Annotated in this window: 14 protein-coding genes and 1 tRNA gene; 9 read left to right on the top strand and 6 right to left on the bottom strand. The window is 40.6% G+C overall.

Going from position 1 to position 17194, the window contains the following annotated elements:
* The first annotated feature begins 26 nt into the window (after positions 1 to 26).
* Complete coding sequence (locus tag VOI17_RS11755) at positions 27 to 284, top strand: hypothetical protein (RefSeq protein WP_323757417.1); 258 nt, start codon at positions 27 to 29, stop codon at positions 282 to 284.
* Positions 285 to 319: 35 nt separating this feature from the next.
* Here the strand turns inward: VOI17_RS11755 and VOI17_RS11750 are convergent, their stop codons facing one another.
* The 5 genes from VOI17_RS11750 to VOI17_RS11730 all read right to left on the bottom strand — a co-directional run bounded on the left by VOI17_RS11750 (position 320) and on the right by VOI17_RS11730 (position 2690).
* A complete protein-coding gene (locus tag VOI17_RS11750; RefSeq protein WP_323757416.1) occupies positions 320 to 535 on the bottom strand; it encodes a (4Fe-4S)-binding protein in 216 nt (71 codons plus the stop codon).
* 60 nt (positions 536 to 595) lie between these two features.
* Positions 596 to 1360 carry a type I methionyl aminopeptidase gene (gene map, locus VOI17_RS11745; RefSeq protein WP_323757415.1) on the bottom strand — a complete coding sequence of 255 codons (765 nt, stop codon included), beginning with the start codon at positions 1358 to 1360 and terminating at the stop codon, positions 596 to 598.
* 112 nt (positions 1361 to 1472) lie between these two features.
* Positions 1473 to 1556: transfer RNA gene (locus VOI17_RS11740), tRNA-Leu, on the bottom strand.
* Positions 1557 to 1626: 70 nt separating this feature from the next.
* Positions 1627 to 1923 carry an antibiotic biosynthesis monooxygenase family protein gene (locus VOI17_RS11735; protein WP_323757414.1) on the bottom strand — a complete coding sequence of 99 codons (297 nt, stop codon included), beginning with the start codon at positions 1921 to 1923 and terminating at the stop codon, positions 1627 to 1629.
* On the bottom strand, positions 1923 to 2690 hold the full coding sequence (locus VOI17_RS11730) for an SAM-dependent chlorinase/fluorinase (RefSeq protein WP_323757413.1): 768 nt from the start codon (positions 2688 to 2690) through the stop codon (positions 1923 to 1925). The genes VOI17_RS11735 and VOI17_RS11730 overlap by 1 nt, the downstream gene beginning before the upstream one ends.
* Before the next feature lie 94 nt (positions 2691 to 2784).
* On the opposite strand from VOI17_RS11730, the gene VOI17_RS11725 reads away from it, so the two are divergent.
* The 4 genes from VOI17_RS11725 to VOI17_RS11710 all read left to right on the top strand — a co-directional run bounded on the left by VOI17_RS11725 (position 2785) and on the right by VOI17_RS11710 (position 8902).
* A complete protein-coding gene (locus VOI17_RS11725; RefSeq protein ID WP_323757412.1) occupies positions 2785 to 3768 on the top strand; it encodes a PhoH family protein in 984 nt (327 codons plus the stop codon).
* A complete protein-coding gene (locus VOI17_RS11720; RefSeq protein ID WP_323757411.1) occupies positions 3728 to 4162 on the top strand; it encodes a GNAT family N-acetyltransferase in 435 nt (144 codons plus the stop codon). Before VOI17_RS11725 ends, VOI17_RS11720 begins: the two co-directional genes overlap by 41 nt.
* A 137-nt stretch (positions 4163 to 4299) precedes the next feature.
* Entirely contained in the window at positions 4300 to 7482 is a 3183-nt protein-coding gene (locus VOI17_RS11715; RefSeq protein WP_323757410.1) for a carboxypeptidase regulatory-like domain-containing protein, read from the top strand.
* A gap of 79 nt (positions 7483 to 7561) precedes the next feature.
* Complete coding sequence (locus VOI17_RS11710) at positions 7562 to 8902, top strand: ectonucleotide pyrophosphatase/phosphodiesterase (protein ID WP_323757409.1); 1341 nt, start codon at positions 7562 to 7564, stop codon at positions 8900 to 8902.
* Positions 8903 to 9008: 106 nt separating this feature from the next.
* Here the strand turns inward: VOI17_RS11710 and VOI17_RS11705 are convergent, their stop codons facing one another.
* Complete coding sequence (locus VOI17_RS11705) at positions 9009 to 9608, bottom strand: Crp/Fnr family transcriptional regulator (protein WP_323757408.1); 600 nt, start codon at positions 9606 to 9608, stop codon at positions 9009 to 9011.
* Positions 9609 to 9756: 148 nt separating this feature from the next.
* Here VOI17_RS11705 and VOI17_RS11700 point away from each other — a divergent pair, with 148 nt between their 5' ends.
* From VOI17_RS11700 to VOI17_RS11685, 4 genes are all read left to right on the top strand, one after another.
* Entirely contained in the window at positions 9757 to 11838 is a 2082-nt protein-coding gene (locus VOI17_RS11700; protein WP_323757407.1) for a ComEC/Rec2 family competence protein, read from the top strand.
* Positions 11826 to 12608: an enoyl-CoA hydratase/isomerase family protein gene (locus tag VOI17_RS11695; RefSeq protein WP_416376052.1), complete on the top strand. Its 783-nt coding sequence runs from the start codon at positions 11826 to 11828 to the stop codon at positions 12606 to 12608. The genes VOI17_RS11700 and VOI17_RS11695 overlap by 13 nt, the downstream gene beginning before the upstream one ends.
* A gap of 136 nt (positions 12609 to 12744) precedes the next feature.
* Positions 12745 to 15120, top strand: a complete 2376-nt coding sequence (locus VOI17_RS11690; protein ID WP_323757406.1) for an ABC transporter permease — start codon at positions 12745 to 12747, stop codon at positions 15118 to 15120.
* Positions 15121 to 15240: 120 nt separating this feature from the next.
* Positions 15241 to 17178, top strand: coding sequence for an ATP-dependent DNA helicase RecQ (locus tag VOI17_RS11685; protein ID WP_323757405.1), 1938 nt, complete (start codon positions 15241 to 15243; stop codon positions 17176 to 17178).
* Positions 17179 to 17194: the final 16 nt, after the last annotated feature.

The raw sequence follows: 17194 nt of genomic DNA, 5'->3' as shown, positions 1-17194 counted from the left end.
CCTGTTGATAAACATAAACTTCCTGAATGTTCGATAGCAGAGAATATCCTAAACCTTTAGAAGAAACTACCTTCGAACGATGGCTTGAAGAAGGCCGCGAAAGTAAAATGCGCTATGAATATATGCTAGTGGTTTGGGACGATCTGGAAAGTGATTATCATCCCGAATATGTCGAAACTAGAACGTTAATTAACAAACACCCTTTTTGGGGAAACGCTACTGGGCACAGTACAACTGTTGCAGTTTACGACTTATACTCTGAGGCACGGATTACAGTGCAGTAATCCATGAATAAACTTGAAACCTGGACAAGAGGGTTCTACATACGATAGCTCAAAGCACCAGAAGGGCATTTAGCGATTTGGTCTTTTAAGGCTTGTGTCGAAGCATTTTCAGCTTTGATCCACGGTTTTTCTTTGGGGTTATAAACTTCCGGTAATGCTTTTACACATTCGCCAGCATGAATACATTTTTGTGGTTTCCAAACCACGGTGAGCTCACCGTTTGAATATTCCTTTACAATCTCATTTTCCATAGTTCAAGATAAAATATTTTCTGAAAAAATGGGAATGTTTTGAAATTCTGGACGGATTAGTTAATCCCAAATACCATTGCACTCAGTAAGAATTATGGGCTGATCGTCTGTAATCAAAATGGTGTGTTCGTGTTGGGTAATGTAGCCTCCTTTATTGCCTATCAATGTCCAACCATCTCCTAGCTCCACTGCTTGGGTTGAGTGGGTTGAAATAAAGGTTTCAATGGCCACGGTGGTGTTTTTCTTGAATCTTTGATGATTGCTTTTTACTCTGTAATTCAAAATACTATCAGGCGACTCATGTAGACTTCTACCTACCCCATGACCGGCTAAGTTTTTAATTACCCTAAACCCTGATTTCTTTGCTTCGGTCTCGATGATCTGACCAATGTCTGCTATTTTCACTCCCCCTTTAATGCTGTGAATGGCTTTGTGGAGAATGCTTTTAGAAGCATCCACTAAAGGCTGATGATTATGAATGTCTTTCCCTAAAACAAAAGAGCCTCCATTGTCTGACCAAAACCCATTGAGTTCGGCAGAAACATCAATATTAATGAGGTCACCTTCTTTTAAGATTTTTGTTTCGGAAGGAATTCCGTGCGCACCTTCTTCATTGATACTAATGCATGAATAGCCCGGAAAACCATAAGTTTCAAAGGGGGCTGACTTGGCACCATGGCTTGTTAAAATCTGTCCTCCGTAATCGTCTAATTCTTTGGTGGACATGCCAATTTGGGCATATTCGCGCATTAGCTTTAATGTAGTGCCGACTACTTCGCTAATTTTTTTCATTCCAATTAATTCAGACTCTTTTGAAATAGACATATTTATTTAAACCGTTTTAGGTAAGAAGACTAGCCGCAATTTACGGAGAATTCAAGAGTAGGCTAGCGGATTGTGATCAATAAAAAAACCTCCCGTAAATCGAGAGGTTTTGTACCCAGGGCCGGAATCGAACCGGCACGATCGTGAAATCATTGGTGTTTGAGACCAACGCGTCTACCAGTTCCGCCACCTGGGCAGGTGTTGTAATTGGGGATGCAAAAATGAGTAAAGATTTTTTATGAAACAATAGCTTCAGCCAGTAAATTTCACTCTACTTGAATAAAACCTTTGAGCGAAAAAGCAACGGGTTTATCGACAAATTTAGCCTTGGTGGCTTTCCATACTTCGCCAAATAATTCCGAATGGCGGTAGCGGTTCAGTGCTTCTTCGTTTTCCCAGTGACTATAAGTAGCGAAAACGCACTCATCATTATAATCTCGCATCAATTCTAGGTATTGGCAACCTTCAAAGTGACGAATGCGGTCTTTGGTTTCGTTAAATAGTTCGATAAAGGCCTCTACTTCTTCGGCCTTAAAAGTCATTCTTACAATTCTTGTTAACATTATTCTTCAAATTGAATGAGAATAGGGCTGTCGTAGCTCAAGCCCAAAAGCGTAGAGGCATTTCCCTGATTGATTCCTATTTCCAGCACATTCAAACTATTGAATACGAAAAACACATCTCCTTGCTCTACATCATAGTAATTCGAATGGATACTAGGGGCCGATTCTCTGCCAAACACCAATTTATAATTTCTGTTCTTACTCAGAATATCGAAATCCACTTTACTGATATTGGTGATTAAGTTGCCATAATGATCCACTCGAATAACATGACCAGAAATTTCTTTTTTGGTAGCGCGAGGCTTTCTTAACATTAGTTGCGTGTATTCTGTAACTGCCTCACCCAAAGCTGAAACATCTTCATTAGCGGCCAAGCGCAAAACAAAATCTGCCAAAATTCCCCGCTGAGGAAAAGTAGAATTATCGTCAGCGGGTAACTTTACAATGCTTTCTGGAGTTTTATCACTGATCAAACTTAATATTCCGTTATCAGGGGCAACAAAAAAATGATCTTCAATTTTAGCCGCTAAATAAGAATCTTGATTAGCTTGTGCTACGTTAGTGCTTAGCAGGTGTAGGGTGCCTTTGGGGAAATCCCTGAATACGGAACTTACCACAAATGCCATATGGGCAATATCGAAAGGTTCGATATCGTGACTAATGTCGATAAGTTTTAAAGTACTGTCCTTAGAAATCAAAGAGGCCTTTAACGCGGCCACGTAATGGTCGGTGTGTCCAAAATCAGAAGTTAAAGTGACAATGGCCATAAAAGACTATTCGGTTAAAATTTCTAAGTTTGTGAATAGCAAAAGTATCGAAAATTTTGAGGCTTAATAAATCAAATAAAACATAGTTAAGCGTTTGGTAGAAAAATTAATTATACTCGAAAACATAGCCATGGTCGATTTTTTGGGCATGGCAAATGAGAACATCAAAGAAGTAGCCTCTGCTTTTCCTAAAAGCAAGATTGTATCGAGAGGTAACGAGATTCTCATTCAAGGAAATGCCTCAGAGATTATCCAGATTAATGATATTCTGAACTCTTTGGTGCAGCATTACCATAAGTTTGGCAAGGTGACACAAGACAATGTGAAATCTTATATCAAGAGTGAAGCGGAATATGTCAATGGGCAAAGCGATGAAGGTGTTTTGGTGTATGGCAACAGAGGCAATACGATAAAGCCGAAAACGGCAAATCAACGAGCATTGGTGAAAGCCGTTGAAGAAAATGATATAGTTTTTGCTGTAGGGCCAGCTGGAACGGGTAAAACCTACATTTCAGTAGCCATGGCCGTACAAGCCTTAAAAAATAAAGAAGTAAAGAAAATAATCATTACGCGTCCGGCTGTTGAGGCAGGAGAGAATTTAGGTTTCCTTCCGGGAGATCTTAAAGAGAAGATTGACCCTTATTTAAGGCCGATTTATGATGCACTAGATGAAATGATTCCTTCGGAAAAGCTGAAATTTTATCAGGAGAATAGAGTTATAGAAATAGCGCCATTGGCCTATATGAGAGGCAGAACGCTTAACCATGCGTTTATTCTTTTGGATGAAGCCCAGAATACCACGGCCATGCAAATGAAAATGTTCCTGACGCGTATGGGGCCTAGCTCTAAGGTAATTGTTACAGGAGATATATCTCAGATTGATTTGCCGCGAAACCAAAAATCAGGTTTGGCTGAGTCGCTCAGGATTTTGAGTGGCGTTAAAGGAATTGCAAGAGTAGATTTAGATGCCAAGGATGTGGTACGCCACAGATTGGTGAAAGAAATAATTTCGGCTTACGATAAACACCAAGAAGAAAATGATAAGAGTAAAAAAAGTGGAGAATCAGGAAGAGCTTAATCAAGCTTTTGCCATCCGTGAAAAAGTATTTATTGAAGAGCAGCTTTGCGACCGTGAGGAGGAATTCGATGAATTCGATGCGGAGTCCACTCACTTTATCGCTTATTATCAGGGTGAACCAGCTGGAACTTCTCGGTACCGAACCACAAAAAAAGGCGTGAAGCTAGAGCGTTTTGCTGTGTATGAAGAATACAGGGGGAAAGGTGTAGGTAAGCATTTGGTTCAGGTGGTTTTGGCCGATGTTCAAAGTCATGTGGCCAAACCTGGTACTTTAATTTACCTGCATGCCCAACTCACCGCAATGCCATTATATACTAAATATGGCTTTAAAAAAGTAGGTGAAAAATTCGTAGAAGCGGCCATTGAGCACTTCGAAATGCGAAAAACAGTTTAGTGTTTTGTTTCCCCAGTATTAAGAAAATGTAATGCTAGCCTGCGGGCTGGTTAGGGTATTGTTACCCTTTTTGCAGATGTTAAAATCTAACATTTTCCTGTGAATGGTAGCCATAGTTTTGTGCAAAAAACAACACTATGAGACTAAAATTCTACCAAATCAAAATCAATAGTAGGCAACTGGGGATGACCCTGCTATTGTTGACCTGTATGGTCTTCCAATCCCTAGCACAAGCAACAGATGCTACAATTCAAGGGGTAATCACCGCAACAGACGGTAGCACTTTACCAGGCGCAACCATCCTTGTAAAAAACACGGCTACTGGTTTCCAAACAGGGACAGTAACCAATTCAAATGGAGAATATCGCTTTATTCAAGTACCATTAGGTGGCCCTTACGAGATCACCGCTTCTTTCGTGGGCTACGGTTCCAAAAAGAAAGAAGGTTTTATGGTAAACCAAGGTGACCAGTTAAAACTCAATTTTGAATTATCTGAGGCGGTTACGGAAATGGAAACCATTGTAGTCACTGGAGATCAAATCCGTTCTTCAATTGACAGACAAGGTGAGGCCACTATAGTAAGTACTCAGCAAATTCAAAACTTGCCTTCTGAAGGAAGAAACTTTACTCGTTTGGTGAGTTTGTCTCCATTGCAAGGCGGAGGGAGCTTGAATTTGGGTGGGCAAAGGAGAACTTCAACCGGAGTTACTATTGATGGTTTGAACGCTAGAAATACATTGACCGCTGGTGAAATCGGACAAGGTCCATATACCATTTCACAGGAAGCGATTAGAACTTTCGAAATTTCAACAAATGATTACGATGTAACGCAAGGCCGTCAAGGCGGTGGTGCTATTAAGGCAGTGACCAAGTCTGGAACTAATGATTTGCAAGGAAGCGCTTTTGTTTACCATAGAAACGACAAGCTTCAAAATGACCTTGACATTAGAGAAAATGAAAGAACTGCTGACTTTAACAACACACAATATGGTGTGAGTTTAGGTGGGCCAATCATTAAAGATAAAGTTCACTTTTTTGCAGTGTTCGAAAGACAAGAGGCAACTGATCCACTTTTCATTGCTGACATTCAAACCGCTGATGATGAAAATAGATCAGGGTTAACCAAAGCTAATTTGGATAGATACCTGCAAATTGCAAGAGCAAAATATGGTTTGAGTGCAGATCAGCAAGTAGGTCAATTTGAGCGTTCGTCTGAGGCAAGTACCTTCTTTGCAAGAGTTGACTGGCAGTTGAATGACATTCACAGATTGACCATCAAAAATAACTACAACAAATACACAAACCCATTCAGTACTAGCGATAACTCTAGCTTTGAATTGGCAGAAAGTTATTCTGACTTCAACTCTCAAGAAAACACTTTGGGAATTTCATTGCGATCGGCTTTCAATGCCAATTTTACGAATGAATTCAAACTCCAATATCAGCATGCTGAAAGAGCTTACAACCCAAGCTCACAATTGCCTTCTTCAAACATTCCTAGAGCAATTGTAAACGTTCAGTCTACACTTCCAAATGGTTCTTCGGCCAGTAGAACTGTTCAGTTGGGTGGTCAGCGTTATTCTCCTGAAACCAACTTGGAGAACATGATCCAGTTCACTAATACGGCTTATTTATCAAGAGGAAATGTGAATTTCACTTTCGGAACAGATAACATGATTACCTATTTGGAGACCCTACTTTCAAATGAGCAAAATGGTCGTTTCTTCTTCGATTCACTTGATGATTTCGAAAACCTAATGCCTAGCCGTTATGCTAGAGAAGTGCCATTGCAAGGCTTGCCAATTGTTAAGCAAACTGTTTTGGACTTATCTCTTTTCGCCCAGGCAGAGTTTACATTACACCCAGATTTTGAAGTGATTGCTGGTGTAAGGTGGGATGGAACAATCTTTACTGAAGCAGCTGAGTTTAACCAAACGGTATTCAATGAATTGGGAATTAGAACGGATAACCGTCCTCAAGATTTGGATAACATTCAGCCAAGGTTACAAGGGATATGGAATATTGGAGGGAAAGATTCAGACATCATCAAATTAGGTGGTGGTATCTTCAACTCTCAGCCGCATTACTATGCTCAGGTAAACAATATCCAAAACTCTGGAACTTTGCTAGGTGCTATTGATGTAACTGGTGCCGATGTTCCAACTCCTGATTTTAATGCATACAGAAACGACCCAAGCACAGTTCCGGGCGTACCAGCTGGTCAAATTCCTTTCAGTACAATTAACGCAGTAGGGGATAATTTTGAAGTGCCAACTACGGCTAAATTCAATATTGATTACACCCACTACTTTGGTGATAAGTATTCAGTTTCTGTAAACTATTTGGCGAGTAAAACCACCAATAACTACGTTTATCAGGAAGCAAACTTGGTAAAAGATCCATTCTTTGTAACCAATGAAGGTAGAGAAGTATTTGTACCAGCAAACACTATCACAGCAGGCGGTATTACCGATTGGACCAACAGTAGAATTTCGAGCCAAGTAGGTAGAGCTTTGGTGTTAGAATCTGACGGAGAAGTAAAGCAGCATGCGATTATCATTTCTGGTTCTGCGCAAGTAGGAAAAGACGGTTACTTTAATATTTCATACACAAGAAATAGCTCAAAAGATAACTCTTCTTACAACTGCTGTGTAGCCAATACTTCTACTTTCTTGCCTGTTACGGGTGATCCAAGAGATTTGAATTACGGTTATTCTGACAACAACTTCCGTTCGAAATTTGTAATAAACACCGCTTCGCCTTCTTTCCACGGTTTTGTATTAGGAGCTACGGTTACAGGTTCAGGAGGGAGCCCTTTCAACTTTGTAGTGGATAATAACAACAGAAGTGCCAACGGTGATTTCAACTTGTCAAACGATCAGGCTTACATCTTCGATCCGAACGATGCGAACACTCCTCAAGCGATTAAGGATGGTTACAATGATATTTTGAATAACCCAGAGGTGTCTCAGAATTTCAAAGATTATCTAAAAGATAACTTCGGTCGTTTTGCAGAAAGAAACGCAGGTGTGAACGGTTTCTATGCCAACATCGACCTTCGTTTATTGAAGAAGATTAAGCTAACAAATGGTCATGGTTTAGAGCTTTCTGCCGACCTATTCAACTTTGCCAACTTCTTAAATAGCTCAAAAGGTAATAGCCATGAATACAGCAGAAATTTAGAGTTAATGAGAATCACAGGCTTTGATCAAGTAGCTAAGTCTTATGATTATTCAGTGCAAACTGGAGCTGGTAACGAACCAATTAACGGAACACCATGGAGAGTTCAGGTTGGTTTACGCTACACTTTCGGTCAATAATAGTTTTTCAAGATAGATAGATTAGAGTGCTAGGAGTGGGGGCGAAAGCACCTGCTCCTTATTTTTAAATAGACATAACATGAAAAAATATACAGCAATAATTTTAGTGATGTTTTTGGGCTTGGGCCTAAATGCTCAGCAGTCAGAACATGTGGTTTTGATCTCAATTGATGGTTTCCGTCCAGATTTTTACATGGAGGCCAAATGGCCTGCGCCAAACATGAAATGGATGGCCGAAAACGGAACAAAAGCAGAAGGAGTTCGTGGAGTATACCCTTCGGTAACTTATCCATCGCACACTACCTTGATTACAGGTGCTAAGCCTGCTCGTCATGGCATTTATTACAATTCTCCATTCGAAGAAAAAGGGCAGACGGGTGCTTGGTATTGGTACGAAAACGAGATTAAAGTACCAACCCTTTGGGATGCAGTTCGAGCGAAAGGAATGAAATCAGCCGCTTTTATTTGGCCCGTTTCCGTAGATGCGCCTATCGATTATAATATTCCTGAGTATTGGTATTTGAAAGAAGGAACTGATCGTATCGAGCCAATGCGTGATAAGGACATTCCGAATGGATTTTTCGAAGAGCTTGAAAGAGAGGTTTTAGGAAAAATGAACAACAACACTTTTAATGGTGAGTTTTTCAACAGAGAAGATAGAACAGGCGAAATGGCCGCTTATGTGTTAGAAAAGCACAAACCTAATTTCATTGCATTACACTTAATCGGTACAGATCATTTTCAGCACCAAGGAGGTAGAGATGGTGAAATGGTGCCTTTTGCTGTAGCTGCAGCCGACAGAGCGATCGGCAAAATAAAGGAAGCTGCTGAAAGAGCTGGAATTCTGGATAAAACCACTTTTATCATTTCAGGAGATCATGGTTTTGTGGATGTACATTCACTTTTGAGCCCGAATGTTTGGTTGGCAAATGCAGGCTTAATGTCTACTGCTCAAGATCGTGGAAATTGGAAAGCTGCTTTTCACACTTCTGGCGCAGCTGCTTTTTTAATGTTGAAAGACCCTAAGGATACCAAAACTTTGAATCAGGTAAAGCAGATTTTAAATGACCTTCCTGAGAAAACTAAAAAGCTTTTTAGAGTAGTATCGAAAGAAGAATTGGCTCAAGTAGGTGCCGATCCAAATGCATTTTTGGCCATCGCACCGATACCAGGTGTGGCAATGTCTGGTTCAGCTTCTGGTAATGATTTGAAAAGAGGCTCAGGAGGAACACACGGATATTTTCCTGATTTCAAACAAATTGAAACTGGTTTTGTGGCTTGGGGAGCTGGTGTTACTAAAGGTAAGCTTGTTCACAAAATGGGCTTGGAAGATGTAGCTCCTGTAATTGCAGCTTTACTAGGTTTGGATTTTACGGCACCTGATGGAGTCTTGTTTCCAGGTATTATAGAGAAAAAATAAGTATTATTTATGGTTGGTTTGCTTTGCGAACTGGAAATGTTGCAGAAAAAAAGGGATCGTATTGATCCCTTTTTTGTGGTTAAAAAGTGGTGGTGATTTATCTGACTTATGCTGTTCTTTGTCGTCTTGCTGGAGTTATTTTCTTAATCACTTGACTCACGGTTTGGCGTGTCATGCCTGTTAGGTCACCGATCTCCTGTTTGGTAAGCAATGAGAATAGGTGATGTTTGCGGTTTTCTGAATCCACAATTTCTCGGTCAAAGTCATTGTAAATTACTTGCAGGCGTTCTATGCTGTTTGCCGATCTTATACTGAATAAGCGAGCTTCAGCAATGCTCCATCGCCTTACTGCATTTTTGTTGAACCACTCTGAAACGGCAGAGTCTTCGACAATGATTTTTTTAAAGAAATCGAGAGGGTACACACGTAAATGGCAAGGAATAATGGTTTTGGCGAATTCGAAAAACTGCCCATTTAAGTATTTTAAGTTACCAAAGGTATCTGGAGCACTAAGAATGTCGTAGGTGATGTCTTGCCCTTGACTTCCATAACTGCCCAATTTTACGGCACCAGATACAATTTCATAAATAGAATTGGTCTGCTGGCCAGGTTGGTAAATCTGTTGATCCTTAGCAACATAGATTTCTTTTATCAGTCGATCTAATGGGTAAGCATTAGACGAACGAAGAAGTTCGATCAGGTTCATTGTTTAGGCTGTTGAGTTGGGCCAAATTTAGAAACTGGAAAAGAACAGAAGTGAATTTTAGTATTATGCTTTCTTTACTTTGGACAACTGGCTTCAGTATTTTTAGTATTCTCTTCATTATAATAAAGCAAATAATTATTTTGATTGTGTGAATTTTAGTGCATTTCCATTTATTCGATTCTCTGCTGCATTTATCCTTGGGGTGGTTGTTTATCATTACTGTCATGAGTGGATTGATATTAACTTTTGGTTACCTAGTACACTTTTTGTCCTCTATGTTTTTCTAGCCATTCGTAACTCTTTGCGCTTCCAATATTTGCTCTCTGTTTTGGCCTTGACTATTCTTTTTTGTTGTGGTTTCCTTAGGTTGAAGGAGCATAGGATTGATAATTCACCCGATCATTTACTGTACATCAACCAACAAATTGAAACTTACCGAGCGGTGATATATGAAGAGCCAGCCATGAAGGCCAATTCGATCAATGTTCGACTTCAAGTTACTGATGTGCTTGCTGAGCAATGGCAAGCAGCCTCGGGTTATGTCAATGCTTATGTCAGTAAAGAAGCTGGCGCAAAGCTTCAGTATGGTGATGTTTTATTGGTCAAAGGTGCGCCAAACCTGACCGAAGCACCTGCCAATCCGGGCGAATTCCACTTCAAGAATTATTTGGTCTATAATAATATCTTCCATCAGCAATTTATCGGAGAGGATTTTCAATTGCTTGGATCTGATCTACCTTGGTGGAAATGGCCTATAGCCGCTTCTATCCGCATCAGAAACCAGTGTGCCGAATTGCTAAAAGCCAGAATTTCAGATCCAGATGCCAGGGGTGTTTTGTTGGCCATTACTTTAGGGGTGAAAGATGAATTAGATACCGAACTTCAAACATCATTTTCGGCAGCAGGCGCCATGCACGTGTTGGCCGTTTCTGGTTTGCACGTGGGGATTATCTACGGAATTATCGTCCTGGTTTTTAAACGAATAAAACTCAATACTTGGAAAAGACGCTGGTGGATGGCGGTCATCAGTATTGCGCTTCTATGGTGTTATGCCTTCATTACGGGGCTCTCACCTTCTGTACTTCGGGCCGTGACGATGTTTTCGTTTGTGGCCATTGCCAAAGCCAAAAACACCAATAGTAGTATTTATAATACGCTGGCCGCTTCAGCTTTTGTGCTACTTTGTTGGAATCCCTACCTCATTATGAGTGTAGGTTTTCAATTGTCATATTTGGCAGTTTTTGGTATTGTTTACCTTCAACCTAAATTTTACGGCTTATTCGATATTCATAACCTTTGGTTGGACAAGGTTTGGGCAATAAGCTGTGTTTCTCTAGCGGCTCAAATTGCGACCGCACCTTTGAGTATGCTTTACTTTCATCAGTTTCCGAGCTATTTTCTGTTTTCCAACTTGTTCGTAATTCCAGCCGCTTTTGCCATGCTTGTTATGGGTTTGTCGGTCTTAGCCCTAGGCGCAATTCCATACATGGGTGAAGCTGTAGGCTGGCTCACCGAAACCTTTGTTCGAATGGTAAATGCGCTGGTGCATTGGGTAAGATGGCTTCCGGGTAGCACTATGGATGGCATTCATCTAACCACGGGCGAAACATGGTTGATTTATGGTGTTATTCTAATGCTCATCATTTTAATGGCCGAAAGACAATTTAAATATATGATCTGGTCGGTTGCATTTTGTGCATTGTTCGCATTAAGTCAGATCAATCATTGGAAGAGTTATGAAAATGCAGAGTTCAGTGTGTTGAATGTATCGGGGGAATCCGTATTGGATTTTAGGGTGGGAAATAAAAGCAAGCTGGTGGCCGATACTTCATTCTCTCTAAATTTAGATCGAATTCAATTCCATTTAGAACCCAAAAGGCAATTGGCAGGCAGCAGCCTACTTCCGTCCGAAGATCAGTTAGAATTGGTGATTGAAGATTTGAATGGGCATCAGTTGATTGTTTTTGAAGGCCAGCGAATTTTTAAACTTAATCAAAAAATCAAGGTTGAATTTGAAAGACCTGTGGAGGTGGATTACCTCATTCTTTCTAATGAAAGTGTTTACGACTTAGCTGATTTAGATGGCAAATTTGAGTTTCAAGAATTGATCATAGATAAATCAAATCGGAAGTTCTTGTCCGACAAGCTGACAAATCAGGCAGAAACGCTAAATTTGAAAGTGCACTCCATCTATCGCGATGGCTATTATTCAAGAATATGGAAGAAATGACTTTAGTGAAATACGAAGTGGCCAACCGGATTGCTACTATTACCCTCAACCGACCAGAAAAAAGAAATGCCCTAAATGCGGAAATGGTAACCCAACTTAAACAGGCATTTACTCAGGCAAAACAGGATGAGAGGGCAAAAGTGATTGTGTTACAGGCCGCTGGCGATTCCTTTTGCGCTGGTGCTGATTTGGCTTATTTACAACAACTTCAGAATAATACTTTCGAAGAAAATTTAGCCGATTCAAATCATTTGAAAGAGCTTTTTTTGCAAATCTATCAGCATCCTAAAGTGGTGATTGCTAAAATTCAAGGCCATGCCATTGCGGGTGGTTGCGGTTTGGCTACAGTTTGTGATTTCTCATTCACCGTTCCCGAAGCCAAATTTGGTTATACCGAAGTCCGTATTGGTTTCATTCCGGCCATTGTTAAGGTTTTCTTGCTACGAAAAATAGGCGAAGGAAAAGCGAAGTCACTTTTGCTTACCGGTGAATTAATTCCAGCTGAACTGGCCGAATCTATGGGACTCGTAAACACGGTAGTAGCGCCTGAGAATTTGGATATGGAAGTAGCCAATTTTGCGCAAATGTTAGTAGAGAAAAATTCAGGTCAATCCATGGCTTATACCAAACAAATGATTGCGGCCGTGCAAAGCATGGATGTGGAAGAAGGCTTAAACTACGCTGCCGAAATGAACGCGAAAGCCCGTGCCTCGGAAGATTGCCAAAAGGGGATTGCCGCTTTTCTGAATAAGGAAAAGATTGTTTGGTGAGTTTTTGGCGATCTCTGGAAATCAATTGAGTACAGAATCATAACCGTTGAGTGTAACCATAAAACAGTTGGTGTTGTCCAACTTTTAGAAGCATAGGTTATTGCTTACATTTCTATTGGTTTAAACTCAAAAGGTCATGTTAAAAAATTATGCAAAGGTTGCCATGAGAAATCTCATGCACCACAAAGGTTACTCATTCATCAATATTTTCGGTTTATCAGTTGGCATTACTGCTGCCATTCTCATTTTGCTTTATGCCCAAGGCGAATTGAGTTATGATAAAATGCATATGCAAGCCGATCAAACTTATTTGCTCTATAAACAGCGCATTACCCCCACTGGAACACAAGATACTTATGACACTTGGGTGCCTACTTTGGATGCCCTCAAAGATGAATATCCAGAAGTTATTGGAGGTGTTAGAGTGGCTGAAAACTCTCTTTGGCTACAAGTAGGGAAAAAGCGTTTCAACGAACCCGCAATTTTAACCGATGACACTTTTCTTTCCATTTTCAATTTTGAACTCAAGGCTGGAAATAGAGATAAAGTATTTGAAAATTTAAACTCTATTGTGATTTCAGATGAAGTGGGTCAGCGGCTTTTTCCTAATGAAAATCCAATGGGCAAAACGGTTTCAATTGCCAGTTTAGGACAGGATTATATCGTTTCAGGGGTATTAGAAAAGCCACCTTACAATAGCAGACTACAACCCAACGTGTTACTTCCAATCCAAAGCGACCCTGAATATGAAGGTGTGGCGGGGAATTGGGGCTCCTCATTTTTAGAAACCTACCTTTTGCTACAAAAAGACACTGATATTCAAAGTTTGGAACAACGCTTTGAGCCTTTCATTGCCAAAATATGGGACGAACAAACTGCCGAAACTACTGACTTCAAACTGGTCAACCTTTTGGATTTATATGATCAACTTAATGGTAACCGTAGGTATGCTTATATTTTGTTGGTAGTCGCTTTGGTGATCGTGGTGATCGCCTCCATTAACTTTATGAATTTGGCCACTGCCCGTTCGATGGATAGGGCCAGAGAAGCTGGTGTAAGAAAGGTGCTCGGAGCTTTAAGGCGAGAAATGGTCATGCAGTACATGGTCGAATCTTTAAGCATTTCATTTCTTTCTCTAATTATTGGTTTGGGTTTAGCACTTCTGCTGTTCCCTCAATTCAATAGCATTTATAATGTGGAGTTAAGCCTCGGTTTTGCTAAGAATACTGAACTCCTTTTGGGGCTGGTTGGCTTAGGTTTATTTATCGGGATTGCTTCCGGGCTTTACCCTGCTTTGTACATTTCTTCTCTCAAAAGTGTAGATTCTTTAAAAGGGAAAGTGCTCAAATCGAGTAAAATGAGCCAAGCCGTTCGGAACACCTTGGTGGTGCTACAGTTCATGTTTTCGATTTTATTAATCGTAGGTACTTTGGTGTTAAATAAGCAAGTCAAGTTCATGAAAAACCAAGACATGGCCTTTGATAAAGTCGATTTGCTGGTACTGCCCATCAACCAAAGAGACTTTCCTGGTGAGGAAGAAGGTCAAAATGGATTGGCTTCCATGCGGAATAACTTAAGTCAGAATTCAGCCATTGTTTCGTTAAGCGCTTCTGCTTCTGTGCCGGGTAATTTTCCAGGCCGTTTCACTTTTGTGGTACCCGATGGCTTTACGCCAGAGCAGCGTTTACGCATGCGCTATACTTATGTAGACCATGATTTCTTCCCGAATATGAAGATGGAATTTACGGAAGGGAGAAATTTTTTAACCAATAGCGAAGACGATCAATCGAATGCTGCCATTGTAAATCAGTCTGCTTTTGATGCTTTTGGTTGGGAAGAAATTGATGGGAAATACTTGAATTTCGGAAGCAGGAAGATGAAGGTGATTGGTGTGGTGAAGGATTATAACTTTCAATCATTGGCCAATGAAGTGGCTCCGGTCATTCATTTTTATCGTAAACCAGAAAATGCAATTCACGGTTTTACGGTGGCTAGAGTTCAGTCGGGCAGGGCGCAAGATGCGCTGAAGTTAGCAGAAGCCGAATGGGCAAGGGTATTGCCTTCTGTTCCTTTCAACTACTATTTTCTAGATGATCAATTTGCACAGCTTTATGAAAATGAAGATCGATTAACTGACGCGATCGGTGCCTTTTCTATCGTTGCGATTATCATTGCATCGTTGGGCATGTTGGGCCTTTCTTCACTAATCACCACTCAGCGTACCAAGGAAATTGGTATTCGAAAAGTATTGGGCGCTTCGGTAGCAAGTATTGTAAAAGAGCTCACAAGGAGTTTCGCTTTATTAGTACTCATTTCCTTTGTGGTTTCAGTTCCTTTGGCTTTTTGGGTACTGGAAGGTTGGTTAAGTGATTTTGCTTACCGAACCGACATTGGTGTTTTGGTTTTCGCACTGGCACTTTTATGTACATTTTTGGTAGCCATACTAACCATTGGTATTCAAACCGTCAATGCAGCTACCAAAAACCCAGTGACTGCTTTACGTTCCGAATAAGCAGCCATAAGCTTAATGTTTAGCCCTTAAAATGCTTTTTTCGAAGTTTTGATGAACTCCAATGTAAAACTGCTGTTCTTTGCAGTTGACAGTTTGAATTAATCTTTATCTTCACTCTTAATGAATCAAGGGCTAAACATTTTAAAGAAATACTGGGGCTACAATGCCTTTAGGCCTTTGCAGGAAGACATTATTAATGCTTCGCTGGAAGGCAATGATGTGCTTGCATTGCTACCAACGGGTGGTGGAAAATCCATTTGCTTTCAGATTCCAGCACTGGTAAATGATGGGCTTTGTGTGGTGATATCGCCTCTCATCGCTCTGATGAAAGATCAAGTGTATCAGTTGAAAAAGCGTGGTATTTCTGCCGAATCGCTTCATGCAGGAATGTCGAAACGAGAGATCGATTTTGCGCTAGACAACTGCGTGAATTCGGATATCAAGTTCCTCTATGTTTCGCCTGAAAGGTTAAGGATGGAGCTTTTTCAAGCACGGATCAAGATTGTTCGTGATACACGCGGTGTTAATTTAATCGCTGTAGACGAAGCACATTGTATTTCACAATGGGGTTATGATTTCCGACCTGCCTATTTAGAAATAGCCGCCATAAGAGAGTTGTTGCCAGAAACACCTATTATGGCCCTGACAGCAACCGCCACGGAAAAAGTGAAAGTGGATATTCAAGAAAAACTTGAATTCCGAAACAAAAAGGTATTCACCAAGAGTTTTGCGAGGGCAAACCTTTCTTATTCAGTTCGGTTTGAAGAGCACAAGGAAAGAAAGCTATTAGAAGTACTGAATCGAGTGCGGGGATCTGCGGTGGTGTATGTAAGCACCCGAAGGCACGCCAAAGAATTGGCTTTAATGCTTCAAAGAAGCCACATCAGTGCAGATTTTTACCATGCGGGTTTGACGCATGAGGAAAGAAGTTTAAAACAAGAAAACTGGATACATAATCGTACACAAGTCATTGTTTCCACCAATGCATTTGGAATGGGAATTGATAAACCCGATGTGAGGCTTGTGGTACATATGGATTTACCCGGAAATCTTGAGGCGTATTACCAGGAAGCAGGCAGGGCAGGACGTGATGAGAAAAAGGCCTTTGCGGTAATTATTTGTCACCAAAAAGACATAGAAGAGTTACGAAAGAAGACCAAAAATTCGTTGCCCGAAGTGAAATTGATTAGGGAAGTGTATCAAATGCTAGGTAACTATTACCAGTTGGCCAATGGTAGCCATCCGCAAGAAAGTTTTGATTTCGATTTCCAAACCTTTTCTAAGAACTTCGATCGACACCCGATGGAAATTTTTAATGGGATTAAAGTATTAGAATCTCAAGGAGTGATTCTTTTAAGCGAATCCTTTTATCAGCCTTCGCGATTAATGTTTGGGTTGAACCAAAAGCTCATGTATGAGTTTCAGATTGCAAATGCTCAGTTTGATCCATTGATCAAGGCAATTCTTAGGCTTTATGGTGGAGATGTTTACAATAACCTGATCATTATTCAAGAGAATAATTTGGCGGCAAACTTGGGGCTTACCGTGGATGCTTGTAGAAAAATGTTAAAGCACCTGCACGAACGGGAAGTGCTGGAGTATATTCCTCAGAAGGATCAACCCCAGCTATCGTTTTTGATGCCGAAATATCCAGCCGATAAATTACCGATAGATAACCACCAGATTGAAAGCAGACGCAAGTTGATTACGGCCAAAATGGAATCGGTCATTGCTTACTTACACAATGAAGAGCGCTGTCGAACGCAACAGTTGCTTGAGTATTTTGGGGAGATAAATTATGATCCGTGTTTGGTCTGCGACAATTGCGTTCAGAATAAGAGGAAGGCTCAAGAACTAAAGTTGAGAGCGAAATATGAAACACAAATATTCTCCTTATTAGGCCAGTCGACCGACTTCGATGTCAATGGTTTGGTGAATGCCATTGCGCCAGAAAACAAAAACGTGTTGACAACCCTTGTAGCTGAACTGGTTGATCATGGTGTGTTGAAATTTGATGAATTTGGTAAGCTGGAAAAAGGGAAGAAGGATAATCCGTAAAAGCACTAAAGTAAAT

Source organism: Roseivirga sp., assembly GCF_034669765.1.
Lineage (GTDB): Bacteria > Bacteroidota > Bacteroidia > Cytophagales > Cyclobacteriaceae > Roseivirga.
Note: the sequence above shows the minus strand (reverse complement) of the source record. Positions and strands in the feature narration are given on the sequence as shown.